Consider the following 20,314-nt stretch of genomic DNA (forward strand, 5'->3'; position numbering starts at 1 on the left):
ACCGTTACCGCAGCAATGGATATGTACTCGGTCTGATCCAAGATCCCGGTCGACTACAAGACCGCCATCGGGAGCAAGCCCCCCTCCCACATTTGAACTGCGGCCCATCAGTTGGATCTCCCTAGGCACACGTACCACCCATCCCACTTACGCATTCTGTGGATCCCCCCTCAAAAGCGTTGATAAACCCGAGCATCCGCTCAGCTATACTCCCCTCCATTTGAATGCCCCTGCGAGGAATTACTGTGAAGAACTGGACCCTGCGCCAAAGGATTTTGGCGAGCTTTGCGGTAATTATCGCCATCATGCTGCTGATGGTGGTGCTCTCCTATTCGCGCTTGCTCAAGATCGAAGCCAGCGAAAACTCCGTGCGCGACGACGCCGTGCCCGGCGTGTTTTTCAGTTCGATGATCCGCAGTGCCTGGGTCGACAGCTACCTGCAAACCCAGGAACTGGTCGGGATCCACGAAAACCAGGGCATTTCCGATGAAGACAAGCAGGACTACAAGTCATTCGAAGCGCGGCTTGAGCAGCACATGGCCAGTTACGCGGGCACGATCAATATCACCCAGGATCGCACCGAATTCGATGCCTTCGAAAAACTGCACCAGAACTACAACGCCATTCTTGCCCAGGTCCTGGCGGCTCATCAGAGCAACAACCCGGCCGAGGCGCTGAGGCTGTTCAACGAGCAACTGACCCCCGCCTGGACCGCAGGCCGCATGAAGCTCAACGACATCATCAATGAGAACAAACAGGTCGCCGACAATGCCACCGCTGCCATCGATGATGCCGTAGCAGCGGCAAAGGTCAGCATGGGCGTCTCGCTGCTGCTGGCGATTCTCGCCGCGGCGCTGTGCGGCCTGTTGCTGATGCGCGCGATCATGGCGCCGATGCAGCGTATCGTGCAGATCCTCGAAGTCATGCGTACCGGCGACCTGAGCAAGCGCCTGAACCTGGAGCGCAAGGACGAATTCAACGCGGTCGAAACCGGCTTCAACGACATGATGACCGAGCTGACTGCCCTGGTGTCCCAGGCGCAGCGTTCGTCGGTGCAGGTCACCACCTCGGTCACCGAGATCGCCGCGACCTCCAAGCAGCAACAGGCCACCGCCACGGAAACCGCAGCCACCACCACGGAAATCGGCGCCACCTCCCGCGAGATTGCGGCCACGTCCAAGGACCTGGTGCGTACCATGACCGAAGTGTCCACCGCCGCCGACCAGGCCTCGGTGGCCGCCGGTTCCGGCCAGCAGGGCCTGGCACGCATGGAAGAGACCATGCACTCGGTGATGGGCGCCGCCGACCTGGTCAACGCCAAGCTGGCGATCCTCAATGAGAAGGCCGGCAACATCAACCAGGTGGTGGTGACCATCGTCAAGGTGGCTGACCAGACCAATCTGTTGTCTCTCAATGCCGCCATCGAGGCGGAGAAAGCTGGTGAGTACGGTCGCGGCTTTGCCGTGGTGGCCACCGAAGTGCGCCGCCTGGCCGACCAGACTGCCGTGGCAACCTACGACATCGAGCAAATGGTGCGTGAGATCCAGTCAGCGGTGTCGGCGGGCGTGATGGGCATGGACAAGTTCTCCGAGGAAGTCCGCCGGGGTATGTTCGAAGTGCAGCAAGTGGGCGAGCAACTGTCGCAGATCATCCACCAGGTACAGGCCCTGGCGCCGCGGGTGTTGATGGTCAACGAAGGCATGCAGGCCCAGGCCACCGGCGCCGAACAGATCAACCACGCGCTGGTGCAATTGGGCGATGCCAGCAGCCAGACCGTCGAATCCCTGCGTCAGGCCAGCTTTGCCATTGATGAGCTGAGCCAGGTCGCGGTGGGTCTGCGCAGTGGCGTGTCGCGTTTCAAAGTCTGATGAGCGATCTCGCGGCTAAACGCGTCGCCGTCCCGGCAGCGAAAACGGCGTTGTTCCTGGTGTTTCGCATCGGCAACGAACGCTTTGCCCTCAAGGCCACCGAAGTGGCGGAGGTGCTGCCGCGCCTGCCGCTCAAACCCATCGCCCATGCGCCACTGTGGGTGGCGGGTATTTTTGCGCATCGCGGTACGCTGGTGCCGGTAATCGATGTCAGTGCCCTGACGTTCGGCACCCCGGCCCAGGCTCGCACCAGCACGCGGCTGGTGCTGGTCAACTACCAGCCGCAACCCTGGAGTGAAGCGCGTGGGCTGGGGCTGATCCTGGAGCAGGCCACCGACACCCTGCGTTGCGACCCCGCCGAGTTCCAGCCTTATGGCGTGGACAACCAGCAGGCGCCCTACCTGGGGCCGGTACGCGAGGATGCACAGGGCTTGATGCAGTGGATTGGCATTGCCGAACTGCTGAGCGCTGAAGTACGCGCCTTGCTGTTTTGCGCCGAGTTAAGCCTATGAGCAGTGACCCGCGTTTTTCGGCGTTCTTGAAAGAACGCATCGGCCTGGACGTTGCCTCGGTGGGCGAGGCGATCATCGAGCGTGCGGTGCGCCAGCGCTGCCAAGCCTCCCAGGCGCAGTCGACGGAGGCCTACTGGCAGCTCCTGCAACATTCCCACGACGAGCAGCAGGCACTGATCGAAGCGGTGATCGTTCCCGAGACCTGGTTTTTCCGCTATCCCGAATCCTTCGCGACCTTGGCTCGCCTGGCCCTGCTGCGCCTGGCCGAGATCAAGCAGATGCGCGCGCTGCGCATCCTCAGCCTGCCGTGTTCGACTGGCGAAGAGCCCTATTCGATTGCCATGGCCTTGTTGGATGCGGGCCTGGCGCCCCATCAGTTCAAGGTTCAGGGGATGGACGTCAGCCCGCTGTCGGTGGAACGTGCCCGGCGCGGTGTGTACGGCAAGAACTCGTTTCGCGGGGCCGATCTCGAATTTCGCGACCGCCACTTCACAGAAGAAACGGGCGGTTACCGCATCGCCGACCGGGTGCGCGAGCAAGTGCGTCTGCAAGTGGGCAACTTGCTCGACCCGACACTGCTGGCCAACGAGCCGACCTACGATTTTGTGTTCTGCCGCAACCTATTGATCTACTTCGACCAGCCGACCCAGAAGCAAGTCTTTGATGTGCTCAAGGAACTGACTCATGTGGACGGTGTGCTGTTTATCGGCCCGGCCGAGGGCAGCCTGCTGGGGCGCCATGGCATGCGTTCGATTGGCGTGCCGCAATCCTTTGCCTTCAGTCGACACATAGAGCAGACCCCGCCGCCGGTATTCGTGCCGATGCCTGCGCCAGCACCGCAGCGCAGTGCAGCACCGATACCACTCAAGCCGCGTCCGTTCAGCACGGTCAGCACTCAGGTGCCGCCGGTCAAGGTGCCCCACACCGACGCAGGGGATTTGCTCGGCCAGATCGCGACCCTGGCCAATGAAGGCAAAAGTGCCGAGGCCCGGGCCGCCTGTGAGCGTTATTTAAGCAGCCACCCGCCGGTTGCCCAGGTGTTCTACTGGTTGGGGTTGCTCAGCGATGTTGCCGGCAGCGCCTTGGAAGCCCAGGGGTATTACCGAAAAGCCTTGTACCTGGAACCGCAGCATTCGCAGGCCTTGATGCATCTGGCCGCGTTGCTCGAATCCCAGGGCGACAGTGCGGGAGCGCGCCGGCTACAGGCCCGCGCCGCCCGTAGCGAGCGAGCACACAGTGAGTCCGAACGATGAACAGCCCTGACGCGCTCGACACCGCAGGCCTGGACCTGACGCTGACCGATACCCAAGCCATCGATGACTGCTGGAACCGTATCGGCATTCATGGCGACAGGTCCTGCCCACTGCTGGACGAGCATATTCACTGCCGCAACTGCTCGGTGTATTCCGCCGCCGCCACGCGCCTGCTCGACCGCTACGCCCTGCAGCAGGATGATCAGCGCCCGCAGGCCGCCGCCGAAGCGGGTAGCGAGGTGGTCACCCGTTCGCTGTTGATGTTCCGCCTCGGTGAAGAATGGCTCGGTATCGCCACCCGCTGCCTGGTGGAAGTGGCGCCATTGCAACCGATCCACTCCTTGCCGCACCAGCGTTCCCGTGCGCTGCTGGGAGTGGCCAACGTGCGGGGTGCGCTGGTGGCATGCCTGTCGCTGGTGGAACTGCTGGGCCTGGACAGCACCAGCAGCGTGCCCAGTGGCGGGCGGATCATGCCGCGCATGTTGATCATTGCCGCCCAGGACGGTCCGATCGTCGTGCCGGTGGATGAGGTGGATGGCATTCATGCCATCGATGAGCGCACCTTGAACGCGGCTTCGGCCTCCGGTACCCAGGCCAGCGCACGCTATACCCAAGGTGTGTTGCAGTTCAAAGGCCGCGGCCTGCGCTGGCTGGACGAAACGCAATTGTTGTCCGCCGTGACCCGGAGCCTCGCATGACCCCCGATCAGATGCGTGATGCCTCGCTGTTGGAGCTGTTCAGCCTGGAGGCCGATGCGCAAACCCAGGTCTTGAGCGCCGGCCTGCTGGCCCTGGAGCGCAACCCAACCCAGGCGGATCAACTTGAAGCCTGTATGCGCGCCGCACATTCGCTCAAGGGAGCGGCGCGGATTGTTGGCGTGGATGCCGGGGTCAGCGTGGCCCACGTCATGGAGGACTGCCTGGTCAGCGCCCAGGAAGGTCGTCTGTACCTGCAACCGGAACATATCGATGCGTTGTTGCAAGGCACTGACCTGCTGATGCGTATCGCCACGCCAGGCAACAGCGTGGGGCCGTTGGATATCCAGGCGTACGTGGCGTTGATGGAGCGTCTGCTTGACCCGGCGCAGCCACCCGCTACGCCTGCGCCAAAAGCTGAGCCCGAGCCTGCTCCGGCGCCTATCGTTGAAGCATTGCCGCAAGAGCCAGAGGTTGCACCGCCCGTCAGCAGTGAGCCACCGCGTCAGAACAAGCGCATCACCGAGGGTGGCGAGCGCGTGCTGCGGGTCACCGCCGAGCGCTTGAACAGCCTGTTGGACCTGTCGAGCAAGTCCCTGGTGGAAACCCAGCGGCTCAAGCCTCACCTGGCCAGTATGCAACGCCTCAAGCGCATTCAAAGCAACAGCCTGCGCGCCCTCGATACCCTGGACGGTCACCTCAAGCACCTGGATTTGAATCTTGAGACTCAGGAAGCCCTGGCCGATACCCGCCGCTTGTTGAGCGAAGCTCAGGCACTGCTGGCGGATAAAAACGCGGAACTTGACGAGTACGCCTGGCAGGCAGGCCAGCGCGCCCAGGTGCTATACGACACCGCGCTGGCCTGCCGCATGCGACCGTTTGCCGACGTGCTGGCGGGGCAGGTGCGCATGGTGCGTGACCTCGGTCGCAGCCTGGGCAAGCAAGTGCGCCTGGAAATCGAAGGCGAAAAGACCCAGGTCGATCGAGACGTCCTGGAAAAACTTGAAGCACCGCTCACTCATTTACTGCGCAATGCTGTCGACCACGGCATCGAAACGCCCGAGCAGCGGCTGCTGGCAGGCAAACCGGCGGAAGGCCTGATCCGCCTGCGTGCGTCCCATCAAGCCGGGTTGCTGGTACTGGAATTGAGCGACGACGGCAACGGTGTCGACCTGGAGCGGCTGCGCGGCACCATTGTCGAACGTAATCTGTCGCCGGTGGAAACTGCCCTGCGCCTGAGCGAAGAGGAATTGCTGACGTTCCTGTTCCTGCCGGGGTTCAGCTTGCGCGACAAGGTCACCGAGGTGTCCGGTCGTGGCGTTGGCCTGGATGCGGTGCAGCACATGGTTCGCCAACTGCGTGGCGCGGTGGTACTGGAGCAGACGGCGGGGCAGGGCAGTCGCTTCCATCTGGAAGTGCCGTTGACCTTGTCGGTGGTGCGCAGCCTGGTGGTGGACGTGGGCGAAGAAGCCTATGCCTTCCCCCTGGCCCACATTGAACGCATGTGTGACCTGGCTCCCGACGAAATTGTGCAACTGGAAGGCCGCCAGCATTTCTGGCACGAGGGCCGGCATGTGGGCCTGGTTGCCGCCAGCCAGTTGCTGCAGCGCCCACCGGGGCAGAGTCCTTCGCAGACCCTGAAAGTCGTGGTGATCCGCGAGCGCGATGCCGTGTACGGGATTGCCGTGGAGCGCTTTATCGGTGAACGCACCCTGGTGGTGTTGCCGCTGGATGATCGTCTGGGCAAGGTCCAGGATATTTCCGCAGGGGCCTTGCTCGATGACGGCTCGGTGGTGTTGATCGTCGATGTCGAAGACATGTTGCGTTCGGTGGATAAATTGCTCAACACCGGCCGCCTGGAACGTATCGCCCGGCGCAGCCAGCAGGCCACCGAAGCACCGCGCAAGCGCGTGCTGGTGGTAGACGACTCGCTGACCGTACGCGAGCTGCAACGCAAATTATTACTCAATCGTGGTTATGAAGTCGCTGTTGCGGTCGATGGCATGGATGGCTGGAACGCATTGCGCTCCGAGGACTTCGACCTGCTTATCACTGATATTGATATGCCTCGCATGGACGGTATTGAATTGGTCACACTTTTGCGTCGTGACAGTCGCCTGCAATCGTTGCCGGTGATGGTGGTTTCCTACAAGGATCGTGAAGAAGACCGACGTCGTGGACTCGACGCGGGCGCCGACTATTATTTAGCCAAAGCCAGTTTCCATGACGACGCCTTGCTCGACGCCGTGGTTGAACTGATTGGAGGCGCCCGGGCATGAGGATTGCGATCGTCAATGACATGCCCCTGGCGATAGAGGCCTTGCGCCGCGCCTTGAGCTTTGAGCCCGCCCACGAGGTGGTGTGGGTGGCCAGCAATGGCCTGGAAGCGGTGCGGCGCTGTGCCGAGCTGACCCCGGACCTGATCCTGATGGACCTGATAATGCCGGTAATGGATGGGGTGGAGGCTACCCGGCAGATCATGGCCGACACGCCTTGCCCTATCGTGATCGTTACTGTCGACCGCCAGGCCAACGTCAGCCGCGTATTCGAAGCCATGGGCCACGGAGCGCTGGATGTGGTGGATACCCCGGCGCTGGGCGTAGGCAACCCCAAGGATGCGGCGGCACCGCTATTGCGCAAGATCCTCAATATCGGTTGGTTGATCGGCCAGCGCGGCACGCGCGTGCGTGCCGAACCCCCACCGCAACGGGTCACCGGCAAGCGTCAACGGCTAGTGGCCATTGGTTCTTCAGCGGGTGGGCCGGCGGCCCTCGAGGTTCTGCTCAAGGGCTTGCCGCGGGATTTTCCCGCCGCCATCGTGCTGGTGCAGCATGTGGACCAGGTCTTCGCCGCCGGCATGGCCGAGTGGCTGAGCAGCGCCTCCGGCCTGCCCGTGCGCCTGGCCTGTGAGGGCGAGCCGCCCCAGGCCGGCGTGGTATTGCTGGCCGGCACCAACCACCATATTCGCTTGTTGAAAAATGGCACGCTAGCCTATACCGCAGAGCCGGTGAACGAGATTTACCGGCCCTCCATCGATGTGTTTTTCGAAAGCGTCGCCAGTTACTGGACCGGTGACGCCGTCGGCGTACTACTGACCGGCATGGGGCGCGACGGGGCCCAGGGCCTCAAGCTGATGCGCGAACAAGGATATTTGACCATCGCCCAGGATCAGCAGAGCTCGGCGGTGTACGGCATGCCCAAAGCGGCGGCGGCGATTGATGCTGCTGTTGAAATTCGCCCACTGGATAGAATTGCGCCCCGATTGCTGGAGGTCTTTGCAAAATGATCGAAAATCTCCCGCCGTGCTGGCTTGCAGGTAGTAATTCAGGTGACTGCACATGAATGATTTACAACTCGACGACTTCAAGACCGATGAGAACGCCGCCATGGTGCTGCTGGTCGACGATCAGGCCATGATCGGCGAAGCCGTGCGGCGCGGCCTGGCCCATGAAGAAAACATCGACTTCCACTTTTGCGCCGACCCGCACCAGGCGATTGCCCAGGCGATCCGCATCAAGCCGACGGTGATCCTGCAGGACCTGGTAATGCCCGGCCTCGACGGCCTGACCTTGGTGCGTGAATACCGCAATCACCCGGCGACCGCGAATATCCCGATCATCGTGCTGTCCACCAAGGAAGACCCGCTGATCAAGAGTGCGGCCTTTGCGGCCGGCGCCAACGATTACCTGGTCAAGCTGCCCGACAACATCGAGCTGGTGGCGCGTATCCGCTATCACTCGCGGTCCTACATGACCCTGTTGCAGCGTGACGCGGCCTACCGTGCGCTACGGGTCAGCCAGCAACAGTTGCTGGATACCAACCTGGTGCTGCAACGCCTGATGAACTCCGACGGCCTGACCGGGCTGTCCAACCGCCGCCACTTCGACGAATACCTGGAATTGGAGTGGCGCCGTGCCATGCGCGACCAGACCCAACTGTCGCTGCTGATGATCGACGTGGATTTCTTCAAGACCTACAACGACAGCTTCGGCCATGTCGAAGGCGATGAAGCCTTGCGCAAAGTCGCCGCCGCTATCCGCGACGCCAGCAGCCGCCCTTCGGACTTGCCGGCGCGCTACGGCGGAGAAGAATTTGCCCTGGTCCTGCCCAACACCTCGCCGGGCGGTGCGCGCCTGGTGGCAGAAAAACTGCGTATGGCGGTGGCTGCCCTGAAAATCCCGCACATTGCCCCGGCAGAAGGGGCGAGCCTGACCATCAGCATTGGCCTGTCGACCTTGACGCCGGTGCAGGGCACGGACTGCCGGCAGTTGATCATGGCGGCGGACAAGGGGCTGTATACGGCCAAGCATAATGGGCGTAATCAGGTTGGTATCGAGTAATTAGAGGCCAATTCCAATGTGAGAGGGGGACTTCCCCCTTGCACTCATGAGTTTCGTACTCATCCGAATTGATTACATATGAAAGTTTTTGAGCTAAGAAATCTGCCATCGTTGTAGAGCCGATGGCAGGGGGCAGGACGGCGTTATTCTATTCTGAATCCAGGCTTGCCATTATTCGCCCGCCACTCTTTGACCTCTTTTACAATGCCTTCTGGGCTGTCCTCTCTGCCATCTCTTGGGTAGTAGATTAGATCTGCTCCGTCCGGGTGCTCCGTCAGGCGTTCAAACTCGAAAACCATTTCAATGTCTTCTTCTTCGGTGCGAACGCTGCTGTCACAAAGAGAGATTACAAAGCTTAAAAATTCGCTTTCTGTGTACTCGGAAATTGAGGTTTTCATCTTAATTACCTTTGCCGTGAATACGCTTGTGAAGTTTTGGAGCATCAGCCCCGGCTGAAGGTGCCAGCCTGACCATCAGTATTGGGCTGTCGACGTTGACGCCGATCTAGGGTACGGACTGCCGGCAGTTGATCATGGCGGCGGACAAGGGGCTGTATACGGCCAAGCATAATGGGCGCAATCAGGTGGGGATTGAGTGAGTTGGGACCAGCGTAACTCCAGGTGAGGAATTTATGCCCATCCTACACCTGGAATTTCAAAGCTTGTGAGTTGAGTGCGAATGAAGAAAGGTTGAAACAAGAACTCCGCCATCAATGCCTAGCCGATGACGGAGTTTGCCGGGGCGTTACCCCTCTTTAAAGCCAGGCTTACCATTAGCGGCGCGCCATTCTTTGACTTCTTTTACGATGCCTTCAGGGCTGTCTTCTCTGTCATCTCTCGGATAATAGACGAGATCTGATCCGTCAGGATGTTCTGTAAGGCGCGTGAACTCTAATAGCATTTCGTCATCTTCTTCCTCAGTACGAGCACTCGCGTCACAAAGAGAGATTACGAAGTTTAAAAATTCGGTTTCTGTGTACTCGGAAATTGAAGTTTTCATCCTAATTACCTTTACCATGAATTTGTTTGTGGAGTTTTGGCGTGACTATGTAGATGTTGTCTATGTCGAAAACGTCTCCGCCTTTGGAGATGAATATCTTATGGTGGAGCTCGAATTTACCAGGTTTTCCTGCATGCTCTAATTCGCTTGTATATGGGGCTTTGCCGTTAAGTATTCTTTGTAGGTTTTGACGGTTGAACTGATTCGCCAGTTCCGAGTCGTTCGCAATAGATTTCCAGAAGGCTTCGCGAAATGCTCTGAAGTTTTTAAACTCCTGACCTTTAAGCTTGTCGGCAATTTGCGAAGGTATAGGGGAGCCTTCCCCTTGTGAGGCCGCTCCTAGCCAGGAACCGGTTATAGATTGCCCGTTGCCTGTCACAATTCCTGGGTCTTCCCGTCGATCCCTGAAAAACACATAGATGGGAGGTAAGCCAGAGTTGACCGGGAAGACAGTGATGAAGTCGTCAAATCCCGCCTCAGCAGCGGCTGGAAAACTGTCAATCCTTCCTTCAACGGGAGTTACGGTAGCTCCCGCATAGACAGGCGGTTCAGGTTGATCAACGGGCAGCGTTGTTGAGCTATCCCCAGGGGCAACGATAGGTGTCCAGATCAACGTTCTTGGTGGAATGTCACTTGTCGTGACGGTGTATACCTTCTGCCCAGGATCATAGGTCGCAGCAACCACCTTGACCTTGGAAGGCACGCTTGTACCGTCGGCAGTGACCACGAATACTTCTGACCGCCCATCGGTAGCCGTCTTCGAACTCATTCGAACCGGCAGGTCGATTGTGCCGTTGACTGCCGTGGTTATCGTCGACTCGTTGAGGTCTGGTACCAAGGTTGAGATCGGTGTACCAAGCGCATAACGCTCTGGAAGTTCTCCATTTGCGAGTTTGGGGGAATAGACCAACGCTGAAACACCGACCATTAAGCCACTCGCGGTACTTGCGACCAACTCCGTCAATGCGGCCACTGCTGACCGAATAGCAGCTTGCAGCGTGATGGTAATCCCTTCTGCTGTAGCGATAGTCCCGACTGAGGTCATGACTATCGCTTGAGTCGCAGCAGCAGTGCCCGACAGTCGATAGGTATTGGTTACTCGTACCGCTTCAATACGCGCCTGGGCCGTGGCTACCTGCTGCGCACGTCCTGCGAGGTCGCTGATTGCATTGGAGGCGTTGGCAAGAAACCGCGCGGACTCTGACTTCAGCACAAAATCATGGTGGCTGAGCCATCTCACCCCACGAGCGGTGTTCTGCTGCAGATAAATAAGCTGTTTCAGTCCCTCAAGCTCGGGTTTGCTCAGTGGCGGTGTAACCCGTGGGTTGGCTGCGGGATAGTAAATCATCAACCCGTTCCGGTTTATGGCTAACGGTGGGTCAATAGGTTTGATCGCAGCCATCGTTTCTTCGATCATTTTGTCCAGCGTGTGTTTGTAAAGCATGAGGGTCTGGTCGGGTGTCAATCCAACGACAGAACCTGCACGAGAGGCGAGTTCCACCTGCAAATATTCCGGCAGCAACTGCACCTGAATTTCCAACTCATCGGCAATGGCCTTCAGATACTCATTGTGTAAATTTGCCCAGCCAGGATCATGTTCGGCTAAATTGGCCTCCAGCGTTTGCCGGGCCTTTGCCAACCCTGAAAGTTTTACAGCCAGAATGTCTATGGAGAGCGAGAGAGCCTTGAGTTCTTGCGCGGCTCTTCAAACGTTGTCGTAAAGTGTGTACGTATCGCCCAAATTTTTTATCGGGTCAGAGGATGCAAGCGTTTCACGTAGTTTTGTATAGGTTAAGTTTTCCATCAGATAAAAAGGGCTTTGATCATAGAGCCCATAGATGAGTGGCGCAGTATTGGCGTATTTGGTTTTCTTCGCGTCGATGATTTCAAGTGCGATTTTTTGATCGAGAATGGCTGAGGCTGTCTCTGTGAGTGGCTGTGGAGCTTTCGCGGCTTGCTGTTTCTCTGCGAGTTCGCGTTCAGTTTCAGTCGTTAGCGTTGCGAACCGTGCGCTGTACTCTGCGTCAATCAAGGATTGGTTGTACTTTTGCTCTCCAATGAAATCAGCGGTGGTGCTAGGGAAGTCAAACTGCTTGAAGCGGCTACGGTCTCCTTCACCTCGACGAGGCCCTTCTTGAAGGCCCCAGCCATCTCCACTTCCTGCGTAGCCTCCGCCTTCGCCACCCCAATAAGTGTTTCGTCTCCCGGCGGTAATTATCGTGGGCTTGAGTTCTAAAGGTTGTCCTGGTTGCCACCCTTGCTGGGCCATAGGGTCTCTCCGTTTTTTGTGAGAGTGATCGAGTTTGAAAGTTTGTACGTCCTGAAGAAAAAGCTCAGTCGCTTTGATCGAACTTATTTGAGCGGGAAGGAATAAAAAACTGATGGCGTTTTGATTTGATTTTATGTCTGTAGGAGTATTTGTAAGACGGGTCTGAAATTGATGTATTTATATTCTTGTATATTTGTGACTTGAGTCTTGGGGCGATTTGGCTAGAAACCTAATTGTTTGTTTTTGTTAGGGTGGGTTGGATTGTGCTCTTTTAGGCGGGCTCTGGTTTTGATGTTCAGATTATTTGTATAAACAGATGAACGGTCATTTTTGAGCGAGTAGTAGGTGTGGTTTTTCTAACGCGGGGTATCGCCCTCCCGCAGGAAACGCTTTGGTGGTCGCGCATCTGTTAGCGAAGCTAGCGTGAGGAGAGGAAGCGCCGCCTTGGCAGAATCGGCCAAGCGGGCTGCCGTTCCCAGCCGTTTGCCGTTATACTCGCCGGCTTTCAAAAGTTCGCCAACGAGTGCTGCCCGCCATGGAAATCAACCCGATCCTTAACACCATCAAGGACCTGTCCGAGCGCTCCGAAACTATTCGGGGGTATCTTTGACTACGATCAAAAGCATGAGCGTCTGACCGAGGTCAACCGCGAGCTTGAAGATCCGAGTGTCTGGAACAAACCTGAATACGCCCAGGAACTGGGGCGCGAGCGCGCTGCGCTGGCGCAGATCGTCGACACCCTCGACGAGCTGAACACCGGTCTGGCCGATTGCCGTGACCTGCTGGACATGGCTGTCGAAGAAAATGATGAAGGCGCAGTGGGCGATGTCGTCGCCGAGCTGGCCCGTCTCGAGGAAAACCTCGCCAAGCTCGAATTCCGCCGCATGTTCAGCCATGAAATGGACCCGAACAACGCCTACCTGGACATCCAGGCCGGTTCCGGCGGCACCGAGGCCCAGGACTGGGCCAACATCCTGCTGCGCATGTACCTGCGCTGGGCCGACAAGCGCGGTTTCGACGCGACCATCATGGAACTGTCCGCCGGTGAAGTCGCCGGTATCAAGGGCGCGACCGTGCATATCAAGGGTGAATACGCCTTTGGCTGGCTGCGTACCGAAATCGGTGTGCACCGCCTGGTGCGCAAGAGCCCGTTCGACTCCGGCAACCGTCGTCACACTTCGTTCTCCGCCGTTTTCGTCTCGCCAGAGATCGACGACAAGGTGGAAATCGAGATCAACCCAGCCGACCTGCGCATCGACACCTACCGTTCCTCCGGTGCCGGTGGTCAGCACGTAAACACCACTGACTCGGCCGTACGTATTACCCACGTACCGACCAACACCGTGGTCAGTTGCCAGAACGAACGTTCCCAGCACGCCAACAAGGATACCGCCATGAAAATGCTGCGGGCCAAGTTGTACGAGCAGGAAATGCAGAAGCGCAACGCCGCTTCCCAGGCGCTGGAAGACACCAAGTCGGATATCGGCTGGGGTCACCAGATCCGTTCGTATGTACTCGATGCGTCGCGGATCAAGGATCTGCGCACCAACATCGAACGCAGCGACTGCGACAAGGTACTCGACGGTGATATCGACGAATACCTGGAAGCCAGCCTGAAATCCGGCCTGTAACACCCCTGTAGGAGCGAGCTTGCTCGCGATCCCCAGCCGAAGGCTGGGGAAAACGTACCTGTGATGGAATTTCAAAAGACATGAGCGACCAACAACTCGACCCGCAAGCCCTGCAACAGGAAGAAAACTCCCTGATCGCCCTGCGCAAGGAAAAGCTTGCTGCCGAGCGCGCCAAGGGTAACGCCTTCCCCAACGACTTCCGCCGCGACAACTACTGCGATGCCTTGCAGAAACAGTACGCGGACAAGACCAAGGAAGAGCTGGCAGAAGCGGCGATCCCGGTCAAGGTGGCAGGTCGCATCATGCTCAACCGTGGCTCGTTCATGGTGATTCAGGACATGACCGGGCGTATCCAGGTTTACGTCAACCGTAAAACCCTCTCGGAAGAAACCCTGGCCTCGGTGAAAACCTGGGACATGGGTGACATCATCGCCGCAGAAGGCACCCTGGCCCGTTCCGGCAAGGGCGACCTGTACGTCGAAATGACCAGCGTGCGCCTGCTGACCAAGTCCTTGCGCCCTCTGCCGGACAAGCACCACGGCCTGACCGACACCGAGCAGCGCTATCGCCAGCGTTACGTTGACCTGATCGTCAACGAAGACGTGCGCCAGACCTTCCGTGTGCGTTCGCAAGTCATTGCCCACATCCGCAGCTTCCTGATGCAGCGTGACTTCCTGGAAGTGGAAACGCCGATGCTGCAAACCATCCCCGGTGGTGCCGCAGCCAAGCCATTTGAAACCCACCACAACGCGCTGGACATGGAAATGTTCCTGCGTATCGCGCCGGAGCTGTACCTCAAGCGTCTGGTGGTCGGCGGGTTTGAGAAGGTGTTCGAGATCAACCGCAACTTCCGTAACGAAGGCGTCTCGACCCGTCACAACCCTGAATTCACCATGTTGGAGTTCTACCAGGCCTACGCCGACTACGAAGACAACATGGACCTGACCGAAGAACTGTTCCGTGAACTGGCGCAGCTTGTTCTGGGGACTACCGACGTGCCGTACGGCGACAAGGTGTTCCACTTCGGCGAGCCGTTCGTGCGTCTGTCGGTGTTCGACTCGATCCTCAAGTATAACCCTGAGCTGACCGCTGACGATCTGAACGACATCGACAAGGCTCGCGCCATCGCCAAGAAAGCCGGCGCCAAGGTGTTGGGCTTTGAAGGCCTGGGCAAATTGCAGGTGATGATTTTCGAAGAACTGGTCGAGCACAAGCTGGAACAGCCGCACTTCATTACCCAGTACCCGTTCGAAGTGTCGCCGCTGGCGCGTCGCAACGACGACAACCCGAACGTCACTGACCGTTTCGAACTGTTCATCGGCGGCCGCGAAATCGCCAACGCCTACTCCGAGCTTAACGACGCGGAAGATCAGGCCGAGCGCTTCATGGCTCAGGTGGCCGACAAGGACGCCGGCGATGACGAAGCCATGCACTACGACGCCGACTTCGTACGTGCCCTGGAGTACGGCATGCCGCCGACTGCCGGTGAAGGCATCGGCATCGACCGGCTGGTGATGTTGTTGACCAACTCGCCATCGATCCGCGATGTGATCCTGTTCCCGCACATGCGGCCACAAGCGTAACCGTTGCGAAATCCGAAGCCGCCTTTTATAAGGCGGCTTTTTTATGTGGCGTATTCCAGTGTCACTTTTAAAGGAAGAAGTGTGGTGAACCGCGTAATGGCTCAAGAAGGTGCCGCCGGCATTGCTGCTGCCGTGGCTGAAAGCGTTCAGTACCAGGGCCGCAAGGCCAGCCGCCGCGGCAGCGAACAACGCCGCCAGGACATTCTCGATGCGGCCATGCGCATCGTGGTGCGCGAAGGGGTGCGTGCCGTACGCCATCGAGCCGTCGCGGCGGAGGCGGGTGTGCCGTTGTCGGCCACCACCTACTATTTCAAGGATATCGATGACCTGCTCACCGACACCTTCGCCCAATACGTCGAGCGCAGCGCGGCCTTCATGGGCAAACTGTGGGTGCGTAACGAGGGCTTGTTGCGCGAGATGGTTGCCTATGGCGATGGCAGCCCGCAGTCGCGCGCGCAACTGGCCGATGACATTGCCCGGCTGACCGCCGATTACGTGCTGCGCCAACTGACCAACCGCCGCGAATACCTGATGGCCGAGCAGGCGTTTCGACAGGAGGCCCTGCTGAACCCGCGACTGGCTGAACTGGTGCGCTCCCATCAACAGATTCTGTTGCAGGGCACCGGGCAGTTTTTTCAAGTGTTGGGCTCCCGTGAGCCGCAGCAGGATGCCAAGGTGTTGACGGCTATCATCAGTCGGATGGAATATCAGGGCCTGTTGGGCGGCGCAGAGCCTCTGACCGGTGAAGAGATGCTTGAAATCCTCAAGCGTTACATGCACCTGGTATTGGCCTCGGTCTGACAGCATTCGAGCAAAGCCTGACAACGCTCAACGTTTAAAGAGGAAAACACCGGGTGGACGATTACCAGCAGACGATACGCAGCTTGTCCGATCGCATTGTGCTGGCGCAGACACCGATCCGGGTTCTCGACGCAGTAAAGTGGGACGAGAACATCCGCCAGGGATTCCTCAAGGCCAAGGGCAAAGCCATGCCTGCCGTGGACCGCGATTACTACCTGAACCGGCCCCTGTCTTTCGATTCCAGTGCGGTGAAGCTGGAGTTCCAGAACATCGAGCGCGACATCACCCGCCGCCTGGGCCAGTTCAGCCCGGTGGGGCAGATCATGCGGCGCATGTGCCGCGAATACCGCATGGTGGTGCGTATGCTTGAAGCGCGCGGTACCGAGGACTTTGGCCTGATATCCCAGGAACTGTACGGCGCTGCCTCCGATGCGTTCCACGCCGGCGACCCGACCCTGGCAGACCTGGGGCTGATGCTGTCGGACTACCTGAACAATATCGATGGCCGGGGCGATCTGAAGGACGAAGCCAAGACCCTCACCGCCAAGGATGCGGTGAGCCTGCTGCAAACGCGTCTGAACAAGGTGTTTGGCGAGGCAGAAGAGACCATCCGCGTGTTCGAGTCCGACGGTATCGTCGCGGATGCGGCGGCGGGCGCCGACTATATCAAGATCCGCGCCGACGCGATGTTCAACGACCGCGACGTGCGCGCCCTGGAAGTGCATGAAGGGCTGGTGCATGTGGGCACCACGCTCAATGGCCAGAACCAGCCAATCTGCACGTTCCTGTCCAAGGGTCCGCCGTCGTCCACCGTGACCCAGGAGGGCCTGGCGATCCTGATGGAAATCATCACGTTTGCCTCCTATCCCAGCCGCTTGCGTAAATTGACCAACCGTACCCGCGCCATCCATATGGTGGAGGAGGGCGCCGACTTCCTGCAGGTGTTCGAGTTCTTCCGTGAGCAAGGCTTTGAAATGGCCGAAAGCTATGGCAACGCCAGCCGGGTGTTCCGTGGTTCAGTGCCGACCGGTCTGCCGTTTACCAAGGATTTGTCCTACCTCAAGGGCTTTATCATGGTCTACAACTACATCCAGCTCGCCGTGCGCAAAGGCAAGTTGGAACAAGTGCCGCTGCTGTTCTGTGGCAAGACCACCCTGGAAGACATGCGCACCCTGCGCCAACTGGTAGACGAGGGGCTGGTGGTACCGCCCAAGTACCTGCCGGAGCAGTTTCGCGATATGAACGCGCTGGCGGCGTGGATGTGTTTTTCCAACTTCCTCAACCACTTGAGCCTGGATCGGATCGAGGCGGATTACTCCAATATCCTTTAGGTATTTCATTGAAGCAACCGGGTCACCGTGTGGGAGGGGGCTTGCCCCCTCCCACCATTGGATCTTCACAAGACTTCAGGTTTCAACTCACCTACGAGGTTTCAACGGATGAGAATCCTCGGCATTTTATGCCTTCTACTCACATTGAACGGCTGCAGCTCCTTGCTGTTCTATCCCGAGCCTGGCCTGCCCTTCACGCCGGAAAAAGCCCGCCTGCAATACCGCGACGTCACTATCACCACTGCTGACGGCCTCAAGCTCCACGCCTGGTGGTTGCCGGCTAAACCCGGCGTACCTCTGAAGGGAACGGTGCTGCACCTGCACGGCAACGGCGGTAATCTCGCCTGGCACCTGGGCGGCAGTTGGTGGTTGCCGGAGCAAGGCTATCAAGTGCTGTTGCTCGATTATCGCGGCTATGGGCTTTCGCAAGGCAAACCGTCCTTGCCGGCGATCTATCAGGATATAGACGCAGCATTCAGCTGGCTCGACAAAGCTCCTGAAACCCAGGGGCAACCGTTGATTGTGCTCGGCCAAAGCCTGGGCGGCGCGCTGGCGGTGCATTACCTGGCGGCCCATCCGGCGCGTCAACCCCAGCTCAAGGCGCTGATACTGGATGGCGTACCCGCCAGTTATCGTGACGTAGGACAATTCGCCCTGAGCACGTCCTGGTTAACCTGGCCGTTGCAGGTGCCCCTGTCGTGGCTGGTGCCCGACGCCGACAGTGCAATCAATGCCATGCCCCAACTGACCGGTGTGCCAAAACTGTTGTTCCACAGCCTGGATGATCCCATCGTGCCAGTGGCCAATGGCATCCGCCTGTATCAAGTGGCCCCTGCGCCAAGGGTGTTGCAACTGACCCGTGGCGGCCATGTGCAGACGTTTGCCGACAAGACCTGGCAAACCGTCATGCTGCGTTACCTGGACGACCCGCAGCACTTCAACGGCCTGCGCCGGCTGGGCGAGATTCCGAATTATCCAATTCCTAAAGTTGATTCATCAGAGAGCCCGCAATGAGTGAAGAACGCAACATGATCCCGCTGATCCTCACCGGCATCGGCACTATCATCGGTACCGTTGGGTGCTTGTGGTATTACGGCTACCTGCACTTCGCCAAGCCGCAAGACGCGTTGCTGCTCAGCGACTTCACCATGCTCAAAACCGTGCCGGGGGAGGATTACAAAATTTCCCTGACCCCTGCCGCGCAGGTGGCGCAGTGCGTTGACGGCGTGTTGGTGATGTTTGATACCGAGCAAAAAGGCTTGAGCGGCGTGCTGGTGAACAACAAGAAGCAGGCCGTGCGTTGCATGGGGCAGGAAACTCCGCAACTGGAGCAGTGAGTCCTAACACCGCCGTTGTATGAAAACGTCCTTAAAGTCTCCTGATTAGTCAGGCGAGGTCTGTCCGAATCTATATAGCCTGGAACCATCTGTACTCGCTTGCCACAGATCGTGGACTGATCAGCTTGTCTGATCAGTGCATTGTATTAACTAATCTGGAGTACGAGTTTATGGACGGTATCGGCGGTTCACTTTCAGTTGGCGCGGGCTATTCAGTTGGCTCCGAGGCACCCTCGCAGGGCCTGGATCAGCTAATTCAGGACATCCGGGATAAAATTCAAGCCAAGCGCGGCGAAGGTTCGCAGGGTTCGGGCGGGGCCCAGGGGGCTGGAGGCGGGGAGGGCCTTGAAGAACTGCTCGAAAAGCTGAAGAAGTTGTTGGAAGAAAGAGCCGCCCTGGAGGCAAAAGACCCAGGTGGCACATCTGGCCAAGGCCAGATTCAGGTGGGCGGCGGCGACAGCCCGGGCTCTATCGCGTTTTAATCCCCTGCCTTTGAAAGCCTGCCAGTGATTTGGGGGGGCATGAGTGTGGCCGGCCCACGGCGTGCCGGTGCCACCACAGTATCTCCTCAAGAAGTCGCCTGGAACTGAATTGCGTAAACCGCCACAAACGGTGGTGTGAGTTCTTTACAGCGGGGCTGGGACGGTGGTGATAAATATTGATGCGATACGCAATATGCTGGCGATGGTCAGGGCGCATCAGGCGTTAGAACGACAAGATGCGCTGGAGCAGGCGCGTAACAAGTCGGCAGGCAGTTCGACGCAGGGCTGCAAAGACCCCGGCATGATAAAACCGCCTGATGAAGACACAGATCGCCCAATCAATTTTTCCTAGCCAAAAAAAACCCACCGCGAGGTGGGTTTTTTTATCCGGCAACAATCAATCAGTTAGCAACGGAAGACCGTGGCTTGACTGGCTGGTTGTCGTTGGAGATGGTCACTTCAACGCGACGGTTCATGGCACGGCCCGAAACGCTGCCGTTGTCGGCAACTGGATATTCCTTGCCGTAGCCCTGGGTCACGATGCGCGAGATATCCACGCCTTGTTGAGCCAGTGCACGTTGCACGGAAGCTGCGCGACGCTCCGACAGGCTCTGGTTGTACGAGTCGGAACCCGTGCTGTCGGTGTAGCCTTCAACGATCACTTTACGATCCGGGTTATCGCGCAGGAACTGCGCCAGCTTGGTGATGTTCACCAGGCCGCTGGATTTCAGGTCGGACTTGTTGGTGGCGAACAGTACGTCACCGAAAGTCACCAGGGTGCCGCGATCGGTTTGCTTGGCGTTCAAGCTGTTTTGCAGTTGCTTGATTTGCGCGTCGCGGGCGTCCAGCAGGGCGCGGGCACGTTCGTCGCCGGCATTTTTCAGCTTGGCTTCGGATTCGCGCAGGACGATGGTGTCCTTGGCAACTTCAACACGCTGGTTGGTCAGGTAAGCGAGTTGGTCGACTTTCTTCTCGTCTTCGTTGTCGCGGTATGCCTTGTCAGCCTTGTCCAGCCATTCGCTGGCGTCTTTGGTTTCCAGGGCTGCCAGTTTGGTGGCTTGCGGGTTGGTTTGCAGGGCCGAGAAGTTAGTCCGTGCATTTTCCAGGTTCGCGTTCGGCGGGGTGGAGCAGGCCGCCAAGGCAACGCTCATCGCTAGCAGGGCAGGGATCATCAATTGTTTACGCATAGTCGTGTCGTCCTTTCAATTCGATA

Annotated in this window: 19 protein-coding genes and 1 pseudogene; 15 read left to right on the plus strand and 5 right to left on the minus strand. The window is 58.6% G+C overall.

Going from position 1 to position 20,314, the window contains the following annotated elements:
• The first annotated feature begins 245 nt into the window (after positions 1-245).
• The 7 genes from E3O56_RS08925 to E3O56_RS08955 are packed head-to-tail and all read left to right on the plus strand — an operon-like array spanning position 246 to position 8,668.
• The gene (locus E3O56_RS08925; protein WP_032877491.1) at positions 246-1,868 is read left to right on the plus strand and encodes a methyl-accepting chemotaxis protein; all 1,623 of its coding nucleotides are present in this window, start codon (positions 246-248) and stop codon (positions 1,866-1,868) included.
• Positions 1,868-2,380 carry a chemotaxis protein CheW gene (locus tag E3O56_RS08930; RefSeq protein ID WP_248091045.1) on the plus strand — a complete coding sequence of 171 codons (513 nt, stop codon included), beginning with the start codon at positions 1,868-1,870 and terminating at the stop codon, positions 2,378-2,380. Before E3O56_RS08925 ends, E3O56_RS08930 begins: the two co-directional genes overlap by 1 nt.
• Positions 2,377-3,633 (plus strand): protein-glutamate O-methyltransferase CheR, encoded by a 1,257-nt coding sequence (locus E3O56_RS08935; protein ID WP_032877489.1) that lies wholly within the window; start codon positions 2,377-2,379, stop codon positions 3,631-3,633. Before E3O56_RS08930 ends, E3O56_RS08935 begins: the two co-directional genes overlap by 4 nt.
• Positions 3,630-4,331, plus strand: coding sequence for a chemotaxis protein CheW (locus E3O56_RS08940; protein ID WP_248128106.1), 702 nt, complete (start codon positions 3,630-3,632; stop codon positions 4,329-4,331). The genes E3O56_RS08935 and E3O56_RS08940 overlap by 4 nt, the downstream gene beginning before the upstream one ends.
• Complete coding sequence (locus E3O56_RS08945; RefSeq protein WP_103733436.1) at positions 4,328-6,607, plus strand: hybrid sensor histidine kinase/response regulator; 2,280 nt, start codon at positions 4,328-4,330, stop codon at positions 6,605-6,607. The genes E3O56_RS08940 and E3O56_RS08945 overlap by 4 nt, the downstream gene beginning before the upstream one ends.
• Positions 6,604-7,614, plus strand: a complete 1,011-nt coding sequence (locus tag E3O56_RS08950) for a chemotaxis response regulator protein-glutamate methylesterase (RefSeq protein WP_078820447.1) — start codon at positions 6,604-6,606, stop codon at positions 7,612-7,614. The genes E3O56_RS08945 and E3O56_RS08950 overlap by 4 nt, the downstream gene beginning before the upstream one ends.
• 52 nt (positions 7,615-7,666) lie before the next feature.
• Positions 7,667-8,668 (plus strand): PleD family two-component system response regulator, encoded by a 1,002-nt coding sequence (locus E3O56_RS08955; protein WP_032877485.1) that lies wholly within the window; start codon positions 7,667-7,669, stop codon positions 8,666-8,668.
• 143 nt (positions 8,669-8,811) lie between these two features.
• On the opposite strand, the gene E3O56_RS08960 is transcribed toward E3O56_RS08955, so the two are convergent.
• Positions 8,812-9,066: a bacteriocin immunity protein gene (locus E3O56_RS08960; protein WP_103733596.1), complete on the minus strand. Its 255-nt coding sequence runs from the start codon at positions 9,064-9,066 to the stop codon at positions 8,812-8,814.
• A gap of 44 nt (positions 9,067-9,110) precedes the next feature.
• On the opposite strand from E3O56_RS08960, the pseudogene E3O56_RS08965 reads away from it, so the two are divergent.
• Positions 9,111-9,266, plus strand: a pseudogene (locus tag E3O56_RS08965) (diguanylate cyclase); the annotation flags it as partial.
• A 146-nt stretch (positions 9,267-9,412) separates the two neighbouring features.
• Here E3O56_RS08965 and E3O56_RS08970 read toward each other — a convergent pair.
• From E3O56_RS08970 to E3O56_RS08980, 3 genes are all read right to left on the minus strand, one after another.
• A complete protein-coding gene (locus E3O56_RS08970) occupies positions 9,413-9,667 on the minus strand; it encodes a bacteriocin immunity protein (protein WP_078820448.1) in 255 nt (84 codons plus the stop codon).
• A 1-nt stretch (position 9,668) separates the two neighbouring features.
• Positions 9,669-11,306 (minus strand): S-type pyocin domain-containing protein, encoded by a 1,638-nt coding sequence (locus E3O56_RS08975; protein ID WP_248128107.1) that lies wholly within the window; start codon positions 11,304-11,306, stop codon positions 9,669-9,671.
• A 66-nt stretch (positions 11,307-11,372) separates the two neighbouring features.
• Positions 11,373-11,936, minus strand: a complete 564-nt coding sequence (locus tag E3O56_RS08980; protein ID WP_248128108.1) for a hypothetical protein — start codon at positions 11,934-11,936, stop codon at positions 11,373-11,375.
• A 535-nt stretch (positions 11,937-12,471) separates the two neighbouring features.
• Between E3O56_RS08980 and prfB the strand changes: the two genes are divergently transcribed.
• From prfB to E3O56_RS09015, 7 genes are all read left to right on the plus strand, one after another.
• Positions 12,472-13,567 (plus strand): peptide chain release factor 2 gene (prfB, locus tag E3O56_RS08985; protein WP_098465888.1). Its coding sequence is split into 2 segments (ribosomal slippage): positions 12,472-12,543 and positions 12,545-13,567, totalling 1,095 coding nucleotides; the frame shifts between segments, so codons are not numbered across the junction.
• An 80-nt stretch (positions 13,568-13,647) separates the two neighbouring features.
• Positions 13,648-15,150: a lysine--tRNA ligase gene (gene lysS / locus E3O56_RS08990; protein ID WP_005785507.1), complete on the plus strand. Its 1,503-nt coding sequence runs from the start codon at positions 13,648-13,650 to the stop codon at positions 15,148-15,150.
• Positions 15,151-15,234: 84 nt separating this feature from the next.
• A complete protein-coding gene (locus E3O56_RS08995; RefSeq protein WP_078820451.1) occupies positions 15,235-15,951 on the plus strand; it encodes a TetR family transcriptional regulator in 717 nt (238 codons plus the stop codon).
• 53 nt (positions 15,952-16,004) lie between these two features.
• A complete protein-coding gene (locus tag E3O56_RS09000) occupies positions 16,005-17,282 on the plus strand; it encodes a flavohemoglobin expression-modulating QEGLA motif protein (RefSeq protein ID WP_005785511.1) in 1,278 nt (425 codons plus the stop codon).
• Between the two features lie 108 nt (positions 17,283-17,390).
• Positions 17,391-18,296, plus strand: coding sequence for an alpha/beta hydrolase (locus E3O56_RS09005; RefSeq protein WP_032877483.1), 906 nt, complete (start codon positions 17,391-17,393; stop codon positions 18,294-18,296).
• Complete coding sequence (locus E3O56_RS09010; RefSeq protein ID WP_228309417.1) at positions 18,293-18,619, plus strand: hypothetical protein; 327 nt, start codon at positions 18,293-18,295, stop codon at positions 18,617-18,619. The genes E3O56_RS09005 and E3O56_RS09010 overlap by 4 nt, the downstream gene beginning before the upstream one ends.
• A 125-nt stretch (positions 18,620-18,744) precedes the next feature.
• Positions 18,745-19,101 (plus strand): hypothetical protein, encoded by a 357-nt coding sequence (locus tag E3O56_RS09015; RefSeq protein ID WP_248128109.1) that lies wholly within the window; start codon positions 18,745-18,747, stop codon positions 19,099-19,101.
• A 401-nt stretch (positions 19,102-19,502) separates the two neighbouring features.
• On the opposite strand, the gene E3O56_RS09020 is transcribed toward E3O56_RS09015, so the two are convergent.
• Positions 19,503-20,288 carry an OmpA family protein gene (locus tag E3O56_RS09020; protein WP_005785517.1) on the minus strand — a complete coding sequence of 262 codons (786 nt, stop codon included), beginning with the start codon at positions 20,286-20,288 and terminating at the stop codon, positions 19,503-19,505.
• Positions 20,289-20,314 lie beyond the last annotated feature (26 nt).

Origin of the sequence: Pseudomonas sp. W2Aug9 (assembly GCF_023127755.1) — a bacterium.
GTDB classification, from domain to species: Bacteria; Pseudomonadota; Gammaproteobacteria; order Pseudomonadales; family Pseudomonadaceae; genus Aquipseudomonas; species Aquipseudomonas synxantha_A.